This is a genomic window from Pseudomonas sp. UMAB-40 (assembly GCF_900095275.1).
In the GTDB taxonomy this organism is placed as follows: Bacteria; Pseudomonadota; Gammaproteobacteria; order Pseudomonadales; family Pseudomonadaceae; genus Aquipseudomonas; species Aquipseudomonas mandelii_B.
Genome location: NZ_LT607559.1, coordinates 129177 through 149691, shown reverse-complemented (window position 1 = coordinate 149691; position 20515 = coordinate 129177). Strand labels below are relative to the sequence as shown.

22 protein-coding genes and 1 tRNA gene are annotated in these 20515 nt (G+C 52.2%); 19 read left to right on the top strand and 4 right to left on the bottom strand.

The genetic code is table 11. The features are described 5' to 3' along the window. The first annotated feature begins 57 nt into the window (after positions 1 to 57). The 19 genes from ybgC (at position 58) to nadA (ending at position 16603) form a co-directional block, all read left to right on the top strand. Positions 58 to 525, top strand: coding sequence for a tol-pal system-associated acyl-CoA thioesterase (gene ybgC / locus K0F88_RS14560; RefSeq protein WP_010457477.1), 468 nt, complete (start codon positions 58 to 60; stop codon positions 523 to 525). Then, on the top strand, positions 515 to 1210 hold the full coding sequence (gene tolQ / locus K0F88_RS14555) for a protein TolQ (RefSeq protein WP_008147369.1): 696 nt from the start codon (positions 515 to 517) through the stop codon (positions 1208 to 1210). Before ybgC ends, tolQ begins: the two co-directional genes overlap by 11 nt. Before the next feature lie 23 nt (positions 1211 to 1233). Next, a complete protein-coding gene (tolR, locus tag K0F88_RS14550) occupies positions 1234 to 1686 on the top strand; it encodes a protein TolR (RefSeq protein WP_219095547.1) in 453 nt (150 codons plus the stop codon). Continuing rightward, positions 1686 to 2765 (top strand): cell envelope integrity protein TolA, encoded by a 1080-nt coding sequence (gene tolA, locus K0F88_RS14545; protein WP_219095500.1) that lies wholly within the window; start codon positions 1686 to 1688, stop codon positions 2763 to 2765. The genes tolR and tolA overlap by 1 nt, the downstream gene beginning before the upstream one ends. A gap of 29 nt (positions 2766 to 2794) precedes the next feature. Next, positions 2795 to 4063, top strand: coding sequence for a Tol-Pal system beta propeller repeat protein TolB (tolB, locus tag K0F88_RS14540; protein WP_219095499.1), 1269 nt, complete (start codon positions 2795 to 2797; stop codon positions 4061 to 4063). Positions 4064 to 4115: 52 nt separating this feature from the next. Further along, entirely contained in the window at positions 4116 to 4613 is a 498-nt protein-coding gene (gene pal, locus K0F88_RS14535; protein ID WP_003178634.1) for a peptidoglycan-associated lipoprotein Pal, read from the top strand. A 6-nt stretch (positions 4614 to 4619) separates the two neighbouring features. After that, a complete protein-coding gene (ybgF, locus tag K0F88_RS14530) occupies positions 4620 to 5459 on the top strand; it encodes a tol-pal system protein YbgF (protein ID WP_219095498.1) in 840 nt (279 codons plus the stop codon). 166 nt (positions 5460 to 5625) lie between these two features. After that, positions 5626 to 6273, top strand: coding sequence for a 7-carboxy-7-deazaguanine synthase QueE (gene queE / locus K0F88_RS14525; protein ID WP_219095497.1), 648 nt, complete (start codon positions 5626 to 5628; stop codon positions 6271 to 6273). Between the two features lies 1 nt (position 6274). Continuing rightward, positions 6275 to 6967 carry a 7-cyano-7-deazaguanine synthase QueC gene (gene queC, locus K0F88_RS14520; RefSeq protein ID WP_219095496.1) on the top strand — a complete coding sequence of 231 codons (693 nt, stop codon included), beginning with the start codon at positions 6275 to 6277 and terminating at the stop codon, positions 6965 to 6967. A gap of 63 nt (positions 6968 to 7030) precedes the next feature. Beyond that, positions 7031 to 7106 (top strand) — tRNA-Lys (locus K0F88_RS14515). 489 nt (positions 7107 to 7595) lie between these two features. After that, positions 7596 to 8558: a glycosyltransferase family 2 protein gene (locus K0F88_RS14510; protein WP_219095495.1), complete on the top strand. Its 963-nt coding sequence runs from the start codon at positions 7596 to 7598 to the stop codon at positions 8556 to 8558. A 102-nt stretch (positions 8559 to 8660) separates the two neighbouring features. Beyond that, a complete protein-coding gene (locus tag K0F88_RS14505; RefSeq protein ID WP_219095494.1) occupies positions 8661 to 9428 on the top strand; it encodes a methionyl-tRNA formyltransferase in 768 nt (255 codons plus the stop codon). Then, entirely contained in the window at positions 9418 to 10497 is a 1080-nt protein-coding gene (locus K0F88_RS14500) for a hypothetical protein (protein ID WP_219095493.1), read from the top strand. The genes K0F88_RS14505 and K0F88_RS14500 overlap by 11 nt, the downstream gene beginning before the upstream one ends. After that, positions 10430 to 11140 (top strand): WbqC family protein, encoded by a 711-nt coding sequence (locus K0F88_RS14495; RefSeq protein ID WP_219095492.1) that lies wholly within the window; start codon positions 10430 to 10432, stop codon positions 11138 to 11140. Before K0F88_RS14500 ends, K0F88_RS14495 begins: the two co-directional genes overlap by 68 nt. 150 nt (positions 11141 to 11290) lie before the next feature. Continuing rightward, entirely contained in the window at positions 11291 to 11704 is a 414-nt protein-coding gene (locus K0F88_RS14490; protein WP_219095491.1) for a GtrA family protein, read from the top strand. Beyond that, the gene (locus K0F88_RS32815; RefSeq protein WP_306823126.1) at positions 11701 to 12255 is read left to right on the top strand and encodes a DapH/DapD/GlmU-related protein; all 555 of its coding nucleotides are present in this window, start codon (positions 11701 to 11703) and stop codon (positions 12253 to 12255) included. Before K0F88_RS14490 ends, K0F88_RS32815 begins: the two co-directional genes overlap by 4 nt. 131 nt (positions 12256 to 12386) lie before the next feature. Further along, positions 12387 to 13526: a dTDP-4-amino-4,6-dideoxygalactose transaminase gene (rffA, locus tag K0F88_RS14480; protein WP_219095490.1), complete on the top strand. Its 1140-nt coding sequence runs from the start codon at positions 12387 to 12389 to the stop codon at positions 13524 to 13526. A 141-nt stretch (positions 13527 to 13667) separates the two neighbouring features. Next, positions 13668 to 15266, top strand: a complete 1599-nt coding sequence (locus K0F88_RS14475) for a hypothetical protein (RefSeq protein ID WP_219095489.1) — start codon at positions 13668 to 13670, stop codon at positions 15264 to 15266. A 278-nt stretch (positions 15267 to 15544) separates the two neighbouring features. Further along, complete coding sequence (nadA, locus tag K0F88_RS14470) at positions 15545 to 16603, top strand: quinolinate synthase NadA (RefSeq protein WP_077748706.1); 1059 nt, start codon at positions 15545 to 15547, stop codon at positions 16601 to 16603. A 63-nt stretch (positions 16604 to 16666) separates the two neighbouring features. On the opposite strand, the gene K0F88_RS14465 is transcribed toward nadA, so the two are convergent. The 4 genes from K0F88_RS14465 to K0F88_RS14450 form a co-directional block, all read right to left on the bottom strand. Further along, a complete protein-coding gene (locus K0F88_RS14465; RefSeq protein ID WP_219095488.1) occupies positions 16667 to 17155 on the bottom strand; it encodes an RDD family protein in 489 nt (162 codons plus the stop codon). A gap of 95 nt (positions 17156 to 17250) precedes the next feature. After that, positions 17251 to 17463, bottom strand: coding sequence for a cold-shock protein (locus K0F88_RS14460; RefSeq protein ID WP_003175786.1), 213 nt, complete (start codon positions 17461 to 17463; stop codon positions 17251 to 17253). Positions 17464 to 17867: 404 nt separating this feature from the next. Continuing rightward, the gene (gcvT, locus tag K0F88_RS14455; RefSeq protein ID WP_219095487.1) at positions 17868 to 18992 is read right to left on the bottom strand and encodes a glycine cleavage system aminomethyltransferase GcvT; all 1125 of its coding nucleotides are present in this window, start codon (positions 18990 to 18992) and stop codon (positions 17868 to 17870) included. 38 nt (positions 18993 to 19030) lie between these two features. Next, positions 19031 to 20407, bottom strand: coding sequence for an L-serine ammonia-lyase (locus K0F88_RS14450; protein WP_145309233.1), 1377 nt, complete (start codon positions 20405 to 20407; stop codon positions 19031 to 19033). Positions 20408 to 20515: the final 108 nt, after the last annotated feature.

The window sequence follows — 20515 nt, the reverse complement described above, 5'->3', positions numbered from 1 at the left end:
ATCAATGAAAAACAGTTGCCTGGCCGGATTGGCAACCTGAGGAGTAAGCACTAGAGTATGCGCGCGCAAAACGGGCTTGAGCCTTTCGCACTTCGTTGTCGCGTTTATTACGAGGACACCGATGCGGGCGGCATCGTGTATTACGTCAATTACCTCAAGTTTATGGAACGGGCTCGAACCGAGCGGCTCCGGGATCTGGGCTTTGCCCAGTCCCAGCTGGCAGGAGAGGACCTGTTGTTTGTCGTGCATTCCAGCGAAGCGCGTTATCACGCGCCGGCGCGACTGGACGACGAGCTTCTGGTAAGCGCTGAAGTAATCGAATTGAACCGTGTCAGCCTGCGCTTCAAGCAGCAGGTCAGGCGAGCCACGGATAATGCGCTGCTCTGCGAAGGGCAGTTTCTGGTGGCCTGTGTGCGCACTGAAAGTTTAAAACCCCGGGCCATTCCCGAAGCTCTACGTGCGGCCTTTGCCGACGTGAGCGGCGCGGGTACACACTCAAAGCAGGAGATAAAGCGTGGAAGCTAACGTCGTCGACCATTCCTCCATGTGGAGCCTGGTCAGCAATGCCAGTATCGTGGTGCAACTGGTAATGCTGATCCTGGTAGCCGCATCGGTGACCTCATGGATCATGATCTTTCAGCGCAGCAACCTGCTGCGCGCCGGTCGACGTGCCCTGGAGAGCTTTGAAGAGCGCTTCTGGTCCGGCATCGACCTGTCCAAACTCTACCGTCAGGCCGGCAGCAACCCGGACCCGGATTCGGGCGTCGAGCAGATCTTCCGTGCCGGTTTCAAGGAATTCTCCCGTCTGCGCCAGCAGCCAGGCGTTGACCCTGAAGCGGTCATGGAAGGCGTGGCCCGTGCCATGCGCGTCGCCATTTCCCGCGAAGAAGAAAAGCTCGAACAGAGCCTGCCGTTCCTCGCTACCGTCGGTTCCGTCAGCCCGTACATCGGTCTGTTCGGTACGGTCTGGGGGATCATGAACTCCTTCCGTGGCCTGGCCACTGCCCAGCAAGCGACCCTGGCCACCGTGGCTCCGGGTATCGCCGAAGCACTGATTGCTACCGCGATTGGCCTGTTCGCAGCCATCCCGGCCGTTATCGCTTACAACCGTTTTGCTGCTCGCAGTGAGACCCTGCTGGGCCGTTACTACACCTTCGCCGATGAATTCCAGGCGATCCTGCACCGCAAAGTGCACACCAGCGAAGAATAAGCAGGTAATTTCCAATGGCTTTAATCGCTCGAGCTCGCAAAAAGCGCAAGCCGGTTGCCGAGATGAACGTGGTGCCTTACATCGACGTGATGCTGGTGCTGCTGGTTATCTTCATGGTGACCGCTCCGATGCTCAATCAGGGCGTGAAAGTTGATCTGCCCAAGGTTTCCAGCGAAGCCTTGCCGCAGGACAACAACACCCAGGTCCTGACCATTTCGATCAAGGCTGACAAGACCTACTACTGGAACCTTGGCAGCGAAGTCGAGACTGAAAAGCAACAGGACAAGGCCATGACCTTGCCGCAGATGACTGACGCGGTGACCAAGATCATTCGCGCCGGTACTGAAGGCGGCAAGCGCACCCAGGTGTTTATCCGTGGCGACAAGACCGTCGATTACGGCTCCGTGATGGGCGCCATGGGCGGGTTGCAGAAAGCCGGGGTCGGTAATGTTGGCTTGATTACCGAGGCACCCTGATGCAGCAAATGCGAGAGCCGTCCGCCTCGGAAAGCTACTTCTGGCCTAGTGTCCTGGCGATTGTCTTGCACGTGCTGGTGTTCGGCATGCTGTTCGTCAGTTTCGCCTTCACGCCGGAGCTGCCGCCGGCCAAGCCGATTGTCCAGGCGACCTTGTACCAGCTGAAATCGAAAAGTCAGGCGACCACCCAGACCAATCAGAAGATTGCGGGTGAGGCGAAGAAATCTGCCGCGCGTCAGACCGAAGTCGAACAGATGGAACAGAAAAAGATCGAACAGGAAGCGATCAAGGCCGCGGAACAAAAGAAGGAAGATGCGGCTCAAAAAGCCGAAGAATCCAAGAAGGCCGACGAGACTAAAAAAGCGGATGAGGCAAAAAAGGCTGATGAAGCCAAGAAAGCCGATGAAGCGAAGAAGACCGCCGAAGCCAAAAAGATTGAAGAGAAACAATTGGCTGATATAGCCAAGAAGAAATCTGAAGAAGAAGCCAAGAAAGCGGCGGAAGAAGAGGCCAAGAAAGCGGCCGCTGAAGAAGCCAAGAAAAAGATTGTCGAAGACGCGAAGAAGAAAGCCGCGGAAGACGCCAAGAAGAAATCTGAAGCTGAAGAGGCGAAGAAGAAAGTCGCCGAAGACGCGAAGAAGAAAGCTGCTGCCGATGCTGCGAAGAAAAAATCGCAGGAAGCGGCACGTAAATCCGTCGATGAGAAAAAAGCTCAGGCCCTGGCCGATTTGCTTTCCGACACGACGGAGCGTCAGCAGGCTTTGGCGGATGAACAGGGTGATGAAGTCGCGGGTAACTTCGACGACTTGATTCGCTCCCGTGCTTCTGAAGGTTGGGCGCAGCCACCGTCGGCCCGCAAGGGCATGAAAGTGATCCTGCAAATCAACATGCTGCCTGATGGAACAATCTCCGGCGTATCGGTTGCCAAGTCCAGCGGTGATGCACCGTTCGACAGTTCAGCGGTAGCGGCGGTAAAAAATATTGGTCGATTGACCGAAATGCAGGGTCTGAAGCCAGCTGATTTCGCACCCTATCGTTCATTCAAGATGACATTCACACCTGAGGATCTAGCCTTGTGAGAAACCTTCTTCGAGGACTGCTTGTCGTCATGTTCTGCTTTGCAGGACTGGCCACCGCAGACGAAAAAAATATCCTGGTCAGCAGTGGTAGCTCCCAGGCAACTCCAATTGCCGTAGTGCCATTCGGATTCCAGGGCGGCACCGTGCTGCCGGATGACATGGCCGAAATCATCGGCAACGACCTGCGCAACTCGGGTTACTACGCGCCGATTCCAAAGCAGAACATGATCAGCCAGCCGAGCCAGGCCAGCGAAATCATTTTCCGTGACTGGAAGGCGATCAACGCTCAATACATTATGGTCGGCAGCATTGTTCCAGCGGGCGGTCGCCTGCAGGTTCAGTACGCTCTGTTCAACGTCGCCACCGAACAGCAAGTGCTGACCGGTAGCGTGTCGGGCAGCGTCGATCAGCTGCGTGACATGGCGCACTACATTGCCGACCAGTCGTTCGAAAAACTCACCGGTATCAAAGGTGCGTTCTCGACACGTCTGCTGTACGTGACGGCCGAACGTTTCTCCGAGAAGAACACGCGCTACACGCTGCAACGCTCGGACTATGACGGTGCCCGCGCCGTGACTCTGCTGCAATCGCGTGAGCCGATCCTGTCGCCGCGTTTCGCACCGGACGGCAAGCGCATCGCTTACGTTTCGTTCGAGCAGAAGCGTCCGCGTATCTTCATGCAGAACATCGACACCGGTCGCCGTGAGCAGATCACCAACTTCGAAGGCCTGAATGGCGCGCCAGCCTGGTCGCCGGATGGCAATCGCCTGGCGTTCGTATTGTCGAAAGACGGTAACCCGGACATCTACGTGATGAACCTGGGTTCGCGTCAGATCACTCGCGTCACCAACGGTCCCGGCATCAACACCGAACCGTTCTGGGGTAAGGATGGTTCGACCATCTACTTCACCTCCGACCGTGGCGGCAAGCCACAGATTTATAAAACCAGCGTCGGTGGTGGCGGTGCGGAGCGTGTGACCTTTATTGGTAACTACAACGCCAACCCTAAACTTTCGGCTGATGAAAAGACCCTGGTGATGATTCACCGCCAGGATGGCTTCACTAATTTCAAGGTGGCGGCCCAGGATTTGCAGCGAGGTAGTGTAAAGATCCTCACTGATAGCACTCTGGACGAGTCACCTACTGTTGCGCCCAACGGCACCATGGTAATCTACGCCACCCGCCAGCAGGGCCGGGGAGTCTTGATGCTCGTGTCCATTAATGGACGCGTAAGGCTCCCGCTTCCTACCGCACAAGGCGAAGTCAGAGAACCTTCCTGGTCCCCTTACCTGAACTGACGCGGCGCTACACGTTTTACTTAACACACTGGGGTTCATTAGGAGTTTCACGATGGAAATGCTGAAGTTTGGTAAATTTGCTGCGCTGGCTCTGGCCATGGCTGTAGCTGTAGGTTGCTCGTCCAAAGGCGGCGACAACGCCGGTGAAGGCGCTGTTGATCCAAACGCTGGTTACGGCGCAAACACTGGTGCCGTTGACGGTTCCCTGAGCGAAGAAGCTGCTCTGCGCGCAATCACCACCTTCTACTTCGAATACGACAGCTCGGACTTGAAGCCAGAAGCCATGCGCGCTCTGGACGTTCACGCCAAAGACCTGAAAGCAAACGGCGCTCGCGTTGTTCTGGAAGGCAACACCGACGAACGTGGTACTCGTGAGTACAACATGGCACTGGGCGAGCGTCGTGCGAAAGCCGTTCAGCGCTACCTGGTACTGCAAGGTGTTTCCCCAGCTCAGCTGGAACTGGTTTCCTACGGCGAAGAGCGTCCAGTTGCTACCGGCAACGACGAGCAGTCCTGGGCTCAAAACCGTCGCGTCGAACTGCGTAAGTAATTCGTCATGCGAACGTGCCGTCGTGCTGTAACTGTTTTGGCTCTCAGCCTCGCACCGCTTGCGGTGTGGGCTGCGGTTCCTGTGGTCGATAACGACTCCGGCTATAACAATAGCGGGAGTAGCAATCCGCCTGCGGGTTACGGTACGAACGGCGCCTATGCCGGGGGAGGGGTTTCGGCCCCTGTCTCGGCACAGGGCGAGCTGTTCAACCAATTGCAATCCATGCAGGAGCAGATTTCACGCCAACAGGGTGTAATCGAAGTTCTGCAGAATGATGTAGCGCGTATGAAGCAAGAGAACCTGGAGCGATATCAGGATCTTGATCGGCGCATAGGAACCGGCGTTGCACCAGCCGCGACTCCTGATAATTCTTCAGCCGGTGGCAGTTTGAATGCCCCCGGTGCAGCCGCTGGCGCAGGTGCAGGAGCGGCCGCCGCTCAAGCGCCTGCTGCGGGTAGCGAGCCAGCTGATCCGGCGAAGGAAAAACTGTATTACGATGCAGCCTTCGACCTGATCAAGGCCAAGGATTTCGACAAGGCCAGCCAGGCTTTTGCCGCATTCCTGCGCAAGTACCCGAACAGCCAGTATGCGGGCAATGCCCAGTACTGGTTGGGCGAAGTGAATTTGGCCAAAGGCGATCTGCAAGGTGCAGGTCAGGCTTTTGCCAAGGTTTCGCAGCTGTACCCCAAGCATCCAAAAGTGCCTGATTCGCTGTACAAGCTGGCTGATGTAGAGCGCCGCCTCGGTCACACAGACAAGGTCAAAGGCATTCTGCAACAGGTCGTGTCGCAATACCCGGGCACTTCCGCCGCTCAGTTGGCCCAACGCGACTTGCAGCGCATGTAAGAGTGTTTGACCCGTTTTGAAGAAACCCGCGCCTGTCGCGGGTTTTTTCGTTAGAATTCACGCCCTTTTTATGAAACACGCTTTTTGGGATCTGCGCGTTGGCGGGGTTCCTTGAAGTGCCTGACGGAGGCGGACAGCCTGTTTAGCTGTTATGCCCGTGGCGACTATGCAAGACACATTGAGAATCACCGAAGTTTTCTACTCGTTGCAGGGTGAGACGCGGACTGCCGGGCTGCCCACAGTTTTTGTGCGCCTGACCGGTTGCCCATTGCGTTGCCAATACTGCGACAGCGCCTACGCGTTCACTGGTGGCACCATTCGCCCGCTCGACGATATCCTCGAGCAAGTGGCCGGTTTCCGTCCGCGTTACGTCTGTGTCACCGGTGGCGAGCCGCTGGCGCAACCCAATGCCATCCCATTGCTTAAGCAGTTGTGTGACGCCGGTTACGAAGTGTCGCTGGAAACCAGTGGCGCGCTCGACATCTCGGCGGTCGATCCACGGGTCAGTCGCGTCGTCGACCTCAAAACCCCAGGTTCGAAAGAAGCACACCGCAACCGCTACGAGAACATCGAACTGCTCACGCCCAACGATCAGGTGAAGTTTGTCATCTGCTCGCGGGACGACTACGACTGGGCCGTCTCCAAACTGATTCAGTACGGTCTGGACAAACGTGCAGGCGAAGTGCTGTTTTCGCCAAGCCATCATGACCTGAATGCGCGAGACCTGGCTGACTGGGTGGTGGCGGACAACCTGCCAGTGCGTCTGCAATTGCAGCTGCATAAGTATCTTTGGAATGACGAGCCGGGGCGCTGAGATGACTGAACAACTGAACACTGCTGAAAAACGTGCGGTTATCCTGCTGTCTGGTGGCCTCGACTCCGCGACGGTCGTGGCCATGGCACGTGCTGAAGGCTACAGCTGCTATACCATGAGCTTTGACTATGGTCAGCGCTCTCACGCCGAGCTGCACGCCGCCGAACGTGTCGCCCGCGATCTGGGCGTGGTGGAGCACAAGGTGATCGGCCTGAACCTGAACGGTATCGGCGGTTCGGCACTGACCGACAGCAGCATCGACGTTCCGGAAGTGGCGGGCGAAGGTATTCCGGTGACTTACGTGCCGGCGCGCAACACGGTGTTTCTATCCCTGGCGCTGGGTTGGGCTGAAGTCCTCGGCGCGCGTGACATTTTTATTGGCGTGAACGCGGTGGATTACTCCGGTTACCCGGATTGCCGTCCCGAGTTCATCGAGTCTTTCGAGCGCACGGCCAATCTGGCGACGAAGGCCGGTGTCGAGGGCAATGGCTTCCGCATCCAGGCGCCGCTGCAGAACCTCAGCAAGGCACAGATCGTCCAGGCAGGCGTGAAGCTGGGGGTCGATTATGGGCTGACCGTTTCCTGCTATCAGGCGGATGATAACGGCCGTGCGTGCGGCAAATGCGACAGCTGCCGACTGCGTGCAGAAGGCTTTGCAGCGGCCGGCGTAAGCGACCCAACACCTTATTTTTGATTTATTTCAAATTAGGTGTTGAATAGTCCTTAAAAATCAGTATTATACGCGCCACCACACAGCGGGTCGTTAGCTCAGTTGGTAGAGCAGTTGGCTTTTAACCAATTGGTCGTAGGTTCGAATCCCACACGACCCACCATTTTTGTAGCAGTTTTAAAAGTCTGGAAGGCCCACGCAAGTGAGGATTTCCGGATTTTTTTTTGTTCGGAAGAAAGTGTGCGGTGTGGGCGGGGCAGTGGTGTGTTTGTTTGCTTGTGATTAGGCCATCGCATAGGTAGTCGCTAATCCTGCCCAACTCAATCCAGCTCAATCCAGCGCTAAGGCGATCTTCCTGCGTGTCTGAAGCTACGGCTGGTGCTGTTGCTTGGCCCAAGGAAGGATGTCTGATTCCGCCTGATTTAAGGGCGGTAGGCGGCCTCGTAAGCCTGTTGCTCGTTTGGTGCGAGTGTCTTGACGAAGGTATCGGAAATTTTTCTTGAAAGTGCTATGAATGAACGGTTTTTGAGCCTGAGGGATTTATTCCGTAGGCATTCAGAATCACCGGCTCATCTGACATACTGCGACAAAGTAGAATTGCACAGGGGAAAAATATGTACGCTCAGATTAATGTCAAGATAGAAGTTTGCACATGAATCCGAAAGCTAGCACGTCACCCAGCCCAACTATATCCATTGTGGTACCTGTATATCGCGGTGAAAAAACACTCCGTGAATTATATGAGCGCATTGTTGCGGTGCTAGAGCAGTCGAGCCTATCATTTGAATTGATATTCGTTGAAGACTCCGGTGGTGATCAATCATGGCGGATGATACAAGAGATTGCCGAAGAGGATGAGCGTGTACGAGGCATTAACTTTAGTCGTAACTTCGGTCAGCACGCGGCGACTATTTGCGGGTTCTCCTCCTCTAAAGGTCAGTGGGTCATTACGTTGGACGATGACTTGGAACAAGCGCCTGAACACATTCCGGCTTTATATGAAAAGGCGTTGCAGGGGGCTGACCTGGTTTACGGAGTGTACTCGGAGCGCACGCACAGCAAGTGGCGAAATATTACTTCTGCTGCTGCGCGATGGATGTTTAACAAGGCTATCCCCTCTTTAAACTACGATTACACAAGCTATCGTGTCATTCGTGGTGACCTTGCGCGAGCCTTGACTCAATTTGACTCTCCTTATCCCTTTGTCGATGGGTACCTGTCTTGGTTGACCAACAATTACGCTACAGTGTCTGTTCCTCATGAGTCTCGTGCTCACGGCGAAAGTAACTACACACTAAAAAAACTGTTGACTCATACAATAAACATCTTCGTAACGTTTTCCGATTTACCCCTGAGAATGGCTACTTGGTTGGGTTTTGCAGCGTTTTTGTTAGGTGCTGGCTGGTTGGTTGTTATCTTTCTAAGTTTTCTCACTGGTCACGTCACAGTGTCTGGATATGCCTCAATAATGGCGGGTATACTCGCTTTTGGCGGCGTACAGTTGTTGGTTCTTGGGGTTTTTGGTGAGTACTTGGGGCGGATTAACTTTAAATCATCCAGGAAGCCGTTGTATTTGATAAGGGAGTCAACGGATGCGCAAAGTAATATACGTTAAGTCAAAAAAGCGTGGTAATCGTCCGGTGATGTAAATCGAAGTCTCTGGGTTTTGTGGAGTATGCTTCGCGATAGCAGTTGGCGGCATTATATAGGTGGGCGTATGAAGATAGTATATATGTGGGGTGTTGATTTTAGTGATGTATTAAAACAGCATGCTTCGACTATTGACGATGTTTATGTAGTAATGCCCGAGAATGAGCCGCTTTTCCCGGCAGATGCGCAGAAATCTATAGAAGATTTGTTGGGGGGGCGAGCAATCAAGGTTCCCTATGAGCAAACTGAAATAGCACGAGTCTTATTAGATATTGATCCGGATGTTGTTATTTCAATGGGGTGGCGGAGAATTCTAAGTGAGAGCCTTCTAGATCTACTTGGAAACCGGTTAGTTATAAATATCCATCCCGCCATTTTGCCGCAATACAAAGGCTATCACACTGAGCCCTATGTCATTATAAATGGGGAGCGAGAGCATGGGATAACAGCTCATCGTCTTACTAAAGGGTTGGATGATGGTGATGTTTTTCATCAAGTAAAATTTCCCATATCGAATTTCAGTACGACAGCTTCAATAAAAAAGCAAGCAAATGATCTAATGCCTGTATTTGTCCTGGAGTTGATTTCACTTATTCGCATTGGCAAAATTCGAGGAGTCCCACAGGACCCCGTTCTGACCAAAGTGGTTGCGCCCAAAAGGTGTCCGGAGGACTCGCGAATTGATCCGGAAAAACCCTTGAACGAGCTGTATAATTCGATTCGTGCGTGCGACTCCAAAAAGTATCCGGCGTACTTTTACCTAGATGGGCAGAAAGTTTTTATTTCAATGTGGCGAGCCGAAGACGCGCCTCGTGAGCACGAACTTGAACTCTGATACTGTAGTAATGAGTGATGAAGTTGTCGCGCGCTTCGTTTATGAGCAGCGGGCAGCTACTGTATTGTTTAATATTATTAAAAGCTCTCCGTCAAATGGCTGTTTTTTGTTGCCAGCCAATGTCTGTCCTATAGTTCCGCTTGTTCTGCTTAAAGCAAAGAGAAGCTTTGAGTTTGTTGATGTTTCGCCGGAAACGCTTTGTATGGACCACGATGCCATAATGAAGCGTTGGATGAAACGAGGTGAGAAGCCTGCCGGAATTATCTACGTGCGGTCATATGGGGCTGTTTTTGAAACCTCCGCTATTTTTGCGGAAATAAAGTCTATATCACCGGGCTCGGTTATTATCGATGATCGCTGTTTGTGCCCGCCCGAATTTAACGAAGCTTTACTCCCGAACACTGACGCGACTCTGTACAGTACAGGATATGCGAAGTTTGTCGATTTGGGCTTTGGTGGCTTTGCTGTTATCAGTGATGAGCTCCCCTATTGTCGTTCTGTCCTTCCATTCAGTGTTACTGATCTGGAAGCGGTGATAGAAGATTATAAAAACTGTCTCGCAACTCGTAAGTATTATAATTACAAAGATGGAAATTGGTTAGATACAACTGCTCCCTCAATGAGTTGGTCACGTTATCGCTCTCTGGTAGAAAAAGAATGCGAGCGTGCGTCGCAAATAAAGAATTCAATAAATGCTGTTTATACATTCGGAATTCCTCCGGAAGTTCAGCTTGCCGGAAAGTTCCAGTCCTGGCGTTTCAATATTGTTGTGCGAAATAATTCGAACGTTTTGGATGTGATTACAAAAGAGGGTTTGTTTGCAAGTAGACATTATGATTCCTTGGCAGGGGTTTTCGGGCCTGGCGACGCACCCATAGCCGAAAAAATGCAGCGGCATGTCATAAACTTATTCAATGATAGATATTTTGATATCGAGAAGGCGAGCGCGCTGACTAAACTCCTGGCTCAGCTGAAACTAACGCATCCGGAAAGTTTTTTAAATGAAAACCACGGTAGTTTTACAGTCAAATTACATTCCATGGAAAGGCTATTTCGACCTGATTCATGATGCAGATATTTTTGTTTTCTATGATGACCTCCAATACACTAAAAATGATTGGCGTAATCGCAATAAGCTAAAGACTGCCAATGGAAGTCAATGGCTTACTGTTCCTGTTGGTGGTGATGCCTGCCGTCTTATATGTGAAGTCAGTATTAAAAGCGCTGCCTGGCAGGTGAAGCATTGGAAAACGATTGAGCAAAATTATAGAAGATCGCCTTACTTTTTATTGTACAAAGAATTGTTCGAAGAGATCTACCTAGGTCGGCAATGGTCGAATCTCTCAGAATTAAATCAGTATTTGATTCGTAAAATTTCGGTCGACGTTCTAGGTCTCAACACTAAATTTGAAGACTCGCGTGATTATTCACTCTCGGGAAAAAAGCTTGAGAGATTACTGGATCTGGTCGTTAAGACGGGAGCAAGTCGCTACATATCTGGTCCCGCTGCAAAAGATTATATCGATCCTCATGCCTTTTCCGAAGTTGGTGTAGATTTGATCTGGAAAAATTATTCCGGATATCCTGAGTACCTTCAGCGTTTCCTACCATTCGAGCACGGTGTTTCGATATTGGACTTGCTGTTTAATGTCGGCCCCGACGCCCCGTGGTATATCTGGGGATGGCGGGAGGAACCAATTCGCGCGGTGTAAACTTCGCTCATTCTTGACCTGCGAAGGAAAAAATTAGCGACATGGAATATACTGCAGCGATTGGGGGTAAAAAGATGCTGATCTGTTCGATTATCGAACGGGATTTTGCTCCAGATGCCTAGGTTAGGCGCATTCAAGGGTTTAAGTTATTTGAACAATATAAAAAACCACCGACTGGCATCCCTAAGCCTGGTGCAGATTGTCAAATATTTAGGCGTTGGCGCGATTGTCAATGGGGCTGGATATGGTCTTTTTCTTCTATTCCTGCTGGTGGGAATAGACCATAAGTTGTCCGCGTCCGTTACCTACTTGATGGGGGTCTTGGCCAGTTTTCTGCTTAATCGGAAACTGGTTTTTGAAAGTTCCGTAACGCTTCACTCTGGTCTGCTTCGTCTATGCATTATGTTACTTTCCGGCTATGCGTTGAATATATCCATGCTCTATGGGGGGGTGGATATCTTGGGTTTTCCTGCAAGCATTGTTCAACTGGCCTCTATTGTTTGTGTCTCTGTTTATTTTTATTTTTTAAATAAATACTTTGTGCATAGAAGTCATATCTTATGAAAGCAGTTATAAAAAATAGAAGGTTGGCCGTATTTCTGTACTCGTCGTATAGTTATTGTTCAACTTTGTTATGGTTTTTTCTTGATTTGATGCCGCATGTTATAAGAAACTTTATTTTTCGTTTTTATTTTAAAAAATATGGTAAGGGTGGGTTGCTCGATTATCATTGTTTTATTAGATACCCTTGGCGGGTTTCGATAGGCAATAACGTAGATATTAATCGTGGTTGTGAATTGTATTCGTCGATGCAAACTTCCGCTGGCGTAATAATACTCGAAGATAATGTGGTTTTGGGGCCGGGGGTTGTTATATTTTCATCCACTCATGATTATAATTTTCTAGCGTTGCCAGATATATCTGCACCCGTAAAGATATGTCGATATGTATGGGTAGGAGGCAAAAGCATCATTTTACCAGGCGTTGTCATTGGTGAGGGAGCTGTCATTGGCGCTGGGTCGGTGGTAACAAAGGATATCCCTCCTTATTGCGTAGCTGTAGGGAACCCTGCAAAGGTTATAAAACAACGAGTGGTGACGGAGTTGCAAGATTAAATTTACGTTTTTACCAGTTTGTCAAGAATCTTCAGCTTTCTGAGGCTCTCTGAGGCTTAAACGTTTTTAATCGTAGATTTTAATGAAACTCCGAAAATTTACTGAACAGCAAAAAAGCAGTCGGAGCAGGCATGAGCACTGAAAAAATACTATTCAATCGTCCCTATATGACGGGTAAAGAACTGTACTACATCGCAGAAGCCAAGTTCGGGAATATGCTGGCTGGTGACGGTTCTTTTACCAAGCGCTGTCATCATTGGATTGAACAGGCCACCGGCTGTAATACAGCGCTTCTTACTCATTCTTGTACCGCTGCACTTGAAATGGCCGCGTTGTTACTTGATGTGCAACCTGGTGATGAAGTGATTTTGCCTTCCTATACCTTCGTTTCAACCGCCAATGCCTTTGTGCTGCGTGGTGCTATTCCTGTATTTGTGGATATTCGTAAAGATACATTGAATCTGGATGAGACGCTGATTGAAGCAGCCATTACTCCACGCACCAAGGCCATTGTTCCTGTTCATTATGCAGGTGTGTCCTGTGAGATGGACACGATCATGCACATCGCTCGTAAACATGGACTCAAAGTCGTTGAGGATGCCGCTCAAGGTGTGATGTCTGCTTATAAAGGACATGCTCTTGGAAGTATCGGTGATCTTGGTGCTTTTAGTTTTCACGAAACGAAGAATGTGATTTCGGGTGAGGGCGGTGCTCTTTTGGTAAATGAGCCGCAGCTGTCGTTACGCGCAGAAATCATTCGAGAGAAAGGCACTGATCGCAGTCGTTTCTTTCGTGGTCAGGTAGATAAATATACTTGGCAAGAAGTAGGCTCTTCCTTTTTGCCTGGAGAGTTGATCGCCGCGTTTCTTTGGGCGCAACTTGAAGAAGCTACCAGCATCACCAATCGACGTTTGGCGACCTGGGACTATTACCATGCTGCCCTTGCACCACTTGAACAGAAGGGATTATTGCGTCGTCCAATCGTCCCGGATGAATGTCAGCACAATGCGCACATGTATTACGTGTTGCTGTCACCAAGCGTTGATCGGCAAGTTGTTCTGGAAGAGCTGAAGCGTAACGGCGTCTATGCCGTGTTCCACTATGTGCCTCTTCATTCGTCACCGGCGGGGCAGCGTTACGGAAGAGTTCATGGTTCCATGGAGGTCACCAACACGCTGTCAGAGTGCTTGTTACGTTTGCCTCTTTGGGTGGGTCTGACATCCGAGCAGCAAGATAAAGTGGTCGAGGTTTTGGCGCGAGCTATTGGTTAATGTTCTCAGCAGTGAATACTGCACGGTTATATTAGTAGGGCGGCATATGGCACCTATGTCAGAAGTAACTAGTGCAGTAAAGTAAGTGCCTCCAGAACAGGCGTATTAAAGTTTGCCTTCCTGATATGGAATTTTTGCATTATGTTTTTCGTAGCATTGAAGCAGGCATCAGAGAAAGTATCATGGGGTATGCTGCTGAGCATGCTTTTTGTGGTGTTGGCATATCTGTCTTACGCTTTTCCTATGATTTACGCCTACTTTGAGTCGGTAAATTTCATCTATGTAAACGCTTGGGATGAAGAAACCTACCTCAGTTATCAAGGTGCTTTGGGGTCGTTAGCAGTGCCCGGTTACTGGGCGTCCGGTGCGATTGTGTATACCCTCCAGCATTTAGGGTTAAGTGGGGGTGAAGTCAATATTCTGTTTGATTGTGTTTTAACGCCGCTCACATTTTTTCTGAGCGTTTTTATTTTTCGTGAGCTGAAAGTTCAACATGGGCGCGCATTAATATATGGCGTTATTATTTTGTTCTCTCCAATTTTTTTTAATTTCGGTAATCCACTTCTAGCGCATCTGACTAGAGAGTATGGTTTTTGGGGCTATGGTTGGGAGTATTACCAATCGGCATTGAGAACGCCAGAACCTCAGTTGTCATACTTTTTTGTCGCGTTGGCTATTGCAGCCTATGTCAAGACGAGGCGCATGCTTTGTTTGTTCGTGCTGTTACCGTTGCTGTATTTTTATGTAGGAATTGCGTATGCGTACTTTCTGCTCTGTGGCTTTATCTTGTTGCATTCCTGGTTTTTTAATAAGCAACTGGGTTTTTGGCGGATCAGCATTGCTTGCATAAGCTCTTATCTGGTCATTTCGCTAGGTTTTGTTTTTTTTGATTTGCTGTTTTTGTCAAAAGATCCATTCATTAACGCGATGCCAGATGCTTATATTAAAAATCACCTTCCAATGTTTCCTGTTTCTGGGGTTGTAACACTTGGTCTTCTTTTGGTGCAATGTGCTCTGTCCAGTCGATACGTTATAAAAGACAGTCGTCACGTACACATGCAATTTTTTATTACGCTTTCATTGTTTTTAATATGTAATGTGCATGTTGTTTCCGGGGTGATGCTCTCCTATAAAAATTATATTGATTATTCATCCAGTCTAGTGGCTGGTGTAGGAATAGTCATTTTTCTTGATTTCCTTAGGTCTTGCGCAGTAACAGGTGCGAGGTCTGTGTGCTTTATCGTCGCCTCGACTATTTTATATCTTACATTCAAGGCTTACGGCTTAAACTTCAATGCGCTGGAGTACAGATATTTCCGAGGATTGCAGTTCACTTCTACAGACGAGTATAAAGCGGCGTCGATTGACCCAATGTCTATCGTGATTCAGGACAGCGATTTATCTGCCAAGCTGCCATACTCGGTTTCGATGATGCCGATTCCACTATTTTCTTATCAATACAACTTTCCTTTGGTTGCTAACGGCTGCCGTGCAGTACTTGAACGAATGGAAACTGTTGTCGATACTCTGAAGCGCCAGTCGCAGGGCGATTCCACGTTGAACTTTGATTATTTTGATGCTTCAATCAAAGCGTTTTCGGGGCAAAAGTATGTTCCGCTTGAAAAGCAGAGAGAGTTCCCCGTCAACATAATTTGCAAGAAGCTGCCGATGAACGGGGAGGTCAAAGTGCTAGGGAATAAATTCAAAGACAACGGTTGGATTACAATAAAGTTATTCTGATTTTCGGATCAAGGATGAGGTGGGCCGGATTTTTTCGGACACCAGCATTTCACCTTTCAGTGCTGGCAATCTGCGTGTTTCGGGAATTGGGTAACACTCTGTTAAATATCGGATTCTGGTTGAAATGATCTTTTGTCTCCGGGCGATATTCTGTAGCCTTGCGCAGCTTCACCGCTGTCCGTGCCTGATGATACTCACTCTCCCGGCGGTACCCTGAAGGGTCCGGAGCCGGGTGTATACTCGACTTTCGCGCGAAAGCGCCTGCAGGTCTTGCGAACATGACGCAAATTTCCGAACGCCTTCTGGTTCAAGCCCACCTCGACGCCAAGCAGCCCAAGCCGCTGACCGTCGAGGAGGAAGCTTTTTACCGTGCCGCCATCGCTGCCGAGCTCAAGGCTCAGGACGCGGTGCTGGTTGCTCACTTCTATTGCGATCCGGTGATTCAGGCCCTGGCCGAAGAAACCGGTGGTTGCGTCTCCGACTCACTGGAGATGGCCCGCTTCGGCAGTGCTCACCCGGCCAAGACCGTGCTGGTCGCCGGAGTGAAGTTCATGGGCGAAACCGCCAAAATTCTCAACCCTGAAAAACGCATTCTGATGCCGACCCTGGAAGCGACCTGCTCGCTGGACCTGGGTTGCCCGGTGGATGAGTTTTCGGCGTTCTGCGATCAGCATCCGGAACGCACGGTGGTGGTGTATGCCAACACCTCGGCGGCGGTCAAAGCCCGGGCGGATTGGGTGGTAACGTCCAGCTGCGCGCTGGAGATCGTCGAAAGCCTGATGGACAACGGCGAAACCATCATCTGGGGCCCGGACAAACACCTGGGCACCTACATTCAGCGCCAGACTGGCGCGGACATGCTGCTGTGGGACGGTGCCTGCATCGTTCACGAAGAGTTCAAGTCCAAGCAGCTTGAAGACATGAAAGCGCTGTACCCGGACGCCGCGATTCTGGTGCACCCGGAGTCGCCGACCTCGGTGATCGAGCTGGCGGATGCCGTCGGTTCCACCAGTCAGTTGATTGCCGCGGCACAGAGTCTGCCGAACAAGACCCTAATCGTCGCCACCGATCGCGGCATCTTCTACAAGATGCAGCAGCTGTGCCCGGACAAGGTCTTCATCGAAGCGCCAACGGCCGGTAATGGCGCAGCGTGCCGCAGTTGCGCGCACTGCCCGTGGATGGCGATGAACACACTTGAGCGCACGCTGAAGTGCTTGAAGGAAGGGACTAACGAGATCTTTGTTGATCCGGCGTTGATTCCGCAGGCGATTCGGCCGTTGAAGCGGATGCTGGATTTCACCCAGGCGGCGCGGATGAAACTGGCCGGTAACGCTTAAGTACTCGTAAAAAACTGTGGGAGCGAGCCTGCTCGCTCCCACAGTGCTTTTTGCTTCCCGCAGCTACTTGGCTTTCTTCGGGATTCGAACCAGCTGAGTGTTCGAGTACATGTCATGCCAGCTGCGTTTCTGTTTATCGAACAGTGACCAGAAGAACCCAAGACCAACGCACAACAGCGACGCGATCGACACCACAAACCGCAACAGCGCCTGCCACAGGCTGATCGACGAACCATCCGCGTTCTGCACGCGAATGCACCACACCTGCATGCCCAGGGTCTGACCGGACCAGGTCCAGAACTTGGCAAAAAAACCAAACAACACAAACAGCAACACCGTCGATAGCAATGGATCACCGTCCAGCGCACCGGCTTCGGTCAGGGTGCGCATTTTGTCTTCGCCGATGATTGCCATCTGGATCATCTTGTAAATGCCGCTGGTGACGATCAGCAGGGCGGTGCACAAGAGGAAGTCATAGAACATCGCTGCCAGGCGACGGCCCAGGGTGGCGGCGGGAAAGTCGCCCTGGGGGTTGAGCAGGTGTTTCGACATGGCAGCCTCTGGACGGAAAAAGAATCCATTTTACGGATTTACGCGCACAAAAAAGCCCCTGATGTCAGCATCAGGGGCTTTTTCGTTACAGAAGATTAGGCTTCTGCTTGTACTTCGTCAGCCTGCATGCCTTTCTGGCCTTGCACAGCAACGAACGTCACTTTCTGGCCTTCTTTCAGGCTCTTGAAGCCGTTGCCCTGAATAGCGCGGAAATGCACGAACAGATCCGGACCGCTTTCTGGAGTGATAAAACCAAAACCTTTCTCGTCGTTAAACCACTTGACGGTACCGCTCTGACGTTGGGACATTTCTTATTTCCTTTGACGCAATAATTAATGACAGCCTCTTTCTCATGAAAGAGTACTGGGGCTGGTTGCAGGAGAGTAAGAAGACGTCGAACGGGATGTAGCTAACTTGTAGGCTACTGCCCAGGTCACGATTCCAAGCGACCCATGCAAACACAGTGAACAAACTCTACGCCAACTACGGGAGAAAAAACAAGCCCCCGCGAGAGGCCCGGTTTTGCTCAGGTTGATGGCGTTAGTGGGTCCACTAGTGCTGGCTTATTCGATAGGGTTGTTCAATTGTTTTCGAACGTTATAAGCAACGTTCATAAACGAAGCTAGAGCCAAAGACATGCACTGTTTTATGGCGGTTGCGTTACACATTAGTGCACTGTTAGCGCAACCGCGTTACTTATAGAAACAGTCAATCAGCCGCGATAGTAGCGTTGTGGAACAAATGGCATTTTGCTTACAAGCAAAGGCACCTTTTTCCCACGCACAATCGCCCATACAGGTGTGTCGATGGCGATATAAGCACTGTCGAGGTAACCCATTGCCAATGGACCGCCCAGGGTTGGGCCGAAACCACCGCTGCACACGGCGCCGATGATGTCGCCCGCTTCATTGACGATTTCTGCGCCTTCACGCACTGGCGTGCGTTCCTGAGGCAACAGGCCCACACGCTTGCGGCTGACGCCGGCTTGTTGTTGCGCGAACACGGTCTCGGCACCTGGGAAGCCGCCGGCCCGTGCGCCATCAGCGCGACGAGGCTTGGAGATGGCCCACAGCAGGCTGGCTTCGATCGGGGTGGTGTCGGTGTTCATGTCGTGGCCATAGAGGCACAGGCCGGCTTCCAGGCGCAGCGAGTCGCGAGCGCCGAGGCCGATGGCCGCCACTTCAGGTTCGGCCAGCAGGGCGCGCGCCAGGGCTTCGGCGTTGGCAGCCGGTACGGAGATTTCGAAACCGTCTTCGCCGGTGTAGCCCGAACGGCTGACAAAGCACTCGACACCCAACAGTTTCACGCGGGTGAACTGCATGAAGGTCATCTTCGCCACTTCAGGCGCCAGACGAGCGAGTACAGTCACGGCAGCCGGGCCTTGCAGGGCCAGCAGCGCGCGTTCTTCGAACAGCGGTTCGATTGTGCACTGGTCGCTTATGTGCTTTTGCAGATGCGCAAGGTCCTGATCCTTGCAGGCGGCGTTGACCACCAGGAACAGTTCGTCATTACCCAGGTTGGCGACCATCAGGTCGTCGAGGATGCCGCCGGTTTCATTGGTGAACATCGCGTAGCGCTGCATGCCCACCGGCAGGTCGATGATGTCCACCGGCACCAGGGTTTCCAGGGCCTTGGCGGCATTGGCGCCGGTCAGGCGGATCTGGCCCATGTGCGAGACATCGAACAGCCCGGCCTGATCACGGGTGTGCTGGTGTTCTTTCATCACGCCCAACGGGTACTGCACCGGCATGTCGTAGCCGGCGAACGGCACCATGCGCGCGCCGAGTTCGATGTGCAGTGCGTGCAGCGGGGTTTTCAGCAATTGTTCGGTGGACATATTCAGCTCCTGAAAAAGTGTGCGGATGCGCGTGGGCATCAGCACTCGATAATGTTGACCGCCAAACCGCCACGGGCGGTTTCCTTGTATTTGCTTTTCATGTCGGCGCCGGTCTGGCGCATGGTGCGGATGACCTTGTCGAGGGAGACGAAGTGCTGACCGTCGCCGCGCAGGGCCATGCGCACGGCATTGATGGCTTTCACCGAACCCATGGCGTTGCGCTCGATGCAAGGCACTTGCACCAGCCCGCCAATCGGGTCGCAGGTCAGGCCCAAGTTATGTTCCATGCCGATTTCCGCCGCGTTTTCCACTTGCTGCACCGTGCCGCCAAGCACTTCGCACAGCGCGCCGGCGGCCATGGAACAGGCGACGCCGACTTCACCCTGACAACCGACTTCGGCGCCAGAGATCGAGGCGTTTTCTTTGTAGAGAATGCCGATGGCGGCGGCGGTCAGCAGAAAGCGCACGACACCGTCTTCGTTGGCGCCGGGAATAAACCGCATGTAGTAATGCAGCACCGCCGGGACGATGCCCGCTGCACCGTTAGTGGGCGCGGTGACGACGCGCCCGCCGTTGGCGTTTTCTTCGTTGACCGCCAGCGCGTACAGGTTGACCCAGTCCAGCACCGACAGCGGATCACGCAGCGCCGATTCCGGGTTCTTGCACAGTTGCCGATGCAGCGCAGCGGCTCGACGTTTGACCTTCAAGCCTCCGGGCAGAATCCCTTCATTGCGGCAACCGGCGGCGACGCAGTCCTGCATCACTTGCCAGATGTTCAGCAGTCCGGCGCGGGTTTCCGCTTCCGGGCGCCAGGCACTTTCGTTGGTCAGCATCAACTGGCTGATGGACAAGCCATACGTGGCGCAATGACTGAGCAGGTCCTTGGCGCTTTTGAACGGGAAGGTCAGCGGCGTGGCGTCTTCGACAATGCGGTCTGCGCCGGCGGCGTCTTCATCGACCACGAATCCGCCGCCGACCGAGTAGTACTCGCGGCTGCGGATCTGCAGGCCCGCAGCATCGAACGCGCGAAAGATCATGCCGTTGGGGTGATAGGGCAACGGTTTGCGGATCATCGCCAGGTGTTCTTTCTCGTTGAACGCAATGCTGTGTTCGCCGAGCAGGTTCAAGCGACCATTGCCGCGAATGTCTTGCAGACGGGCGGCGACGGTTTCGGTGTTCACGGTGTCGGGGTGTTCGCCTTCCAGGCCGAGCAACACGGCCTTGTCGCTGCCGTGGCCTTTTCCGGTGGCGCCGAGCGAGCCGTAGAGCTCGACTTTGACGCAGGCGGTTGCAGTCAGCAGCCCTTCACGGCGCAAGCCTTCGGCGAAACGCGCAGCAGCGCGCATCGGGCCGACGGTGTGGGAGCTGGAGGGGCCGATGCCAATCTTGAACAGGTCGAACACGCTTAACGACATGGTTGTTCTCCGGTTTCTTGTTATAGGAATTGGCGGAAATCTTTTGACTAAATACGATCCTGTGGGAGCTGGCTTGCCTGCGATGACGGTGGGGCAGTCAGCATCTCA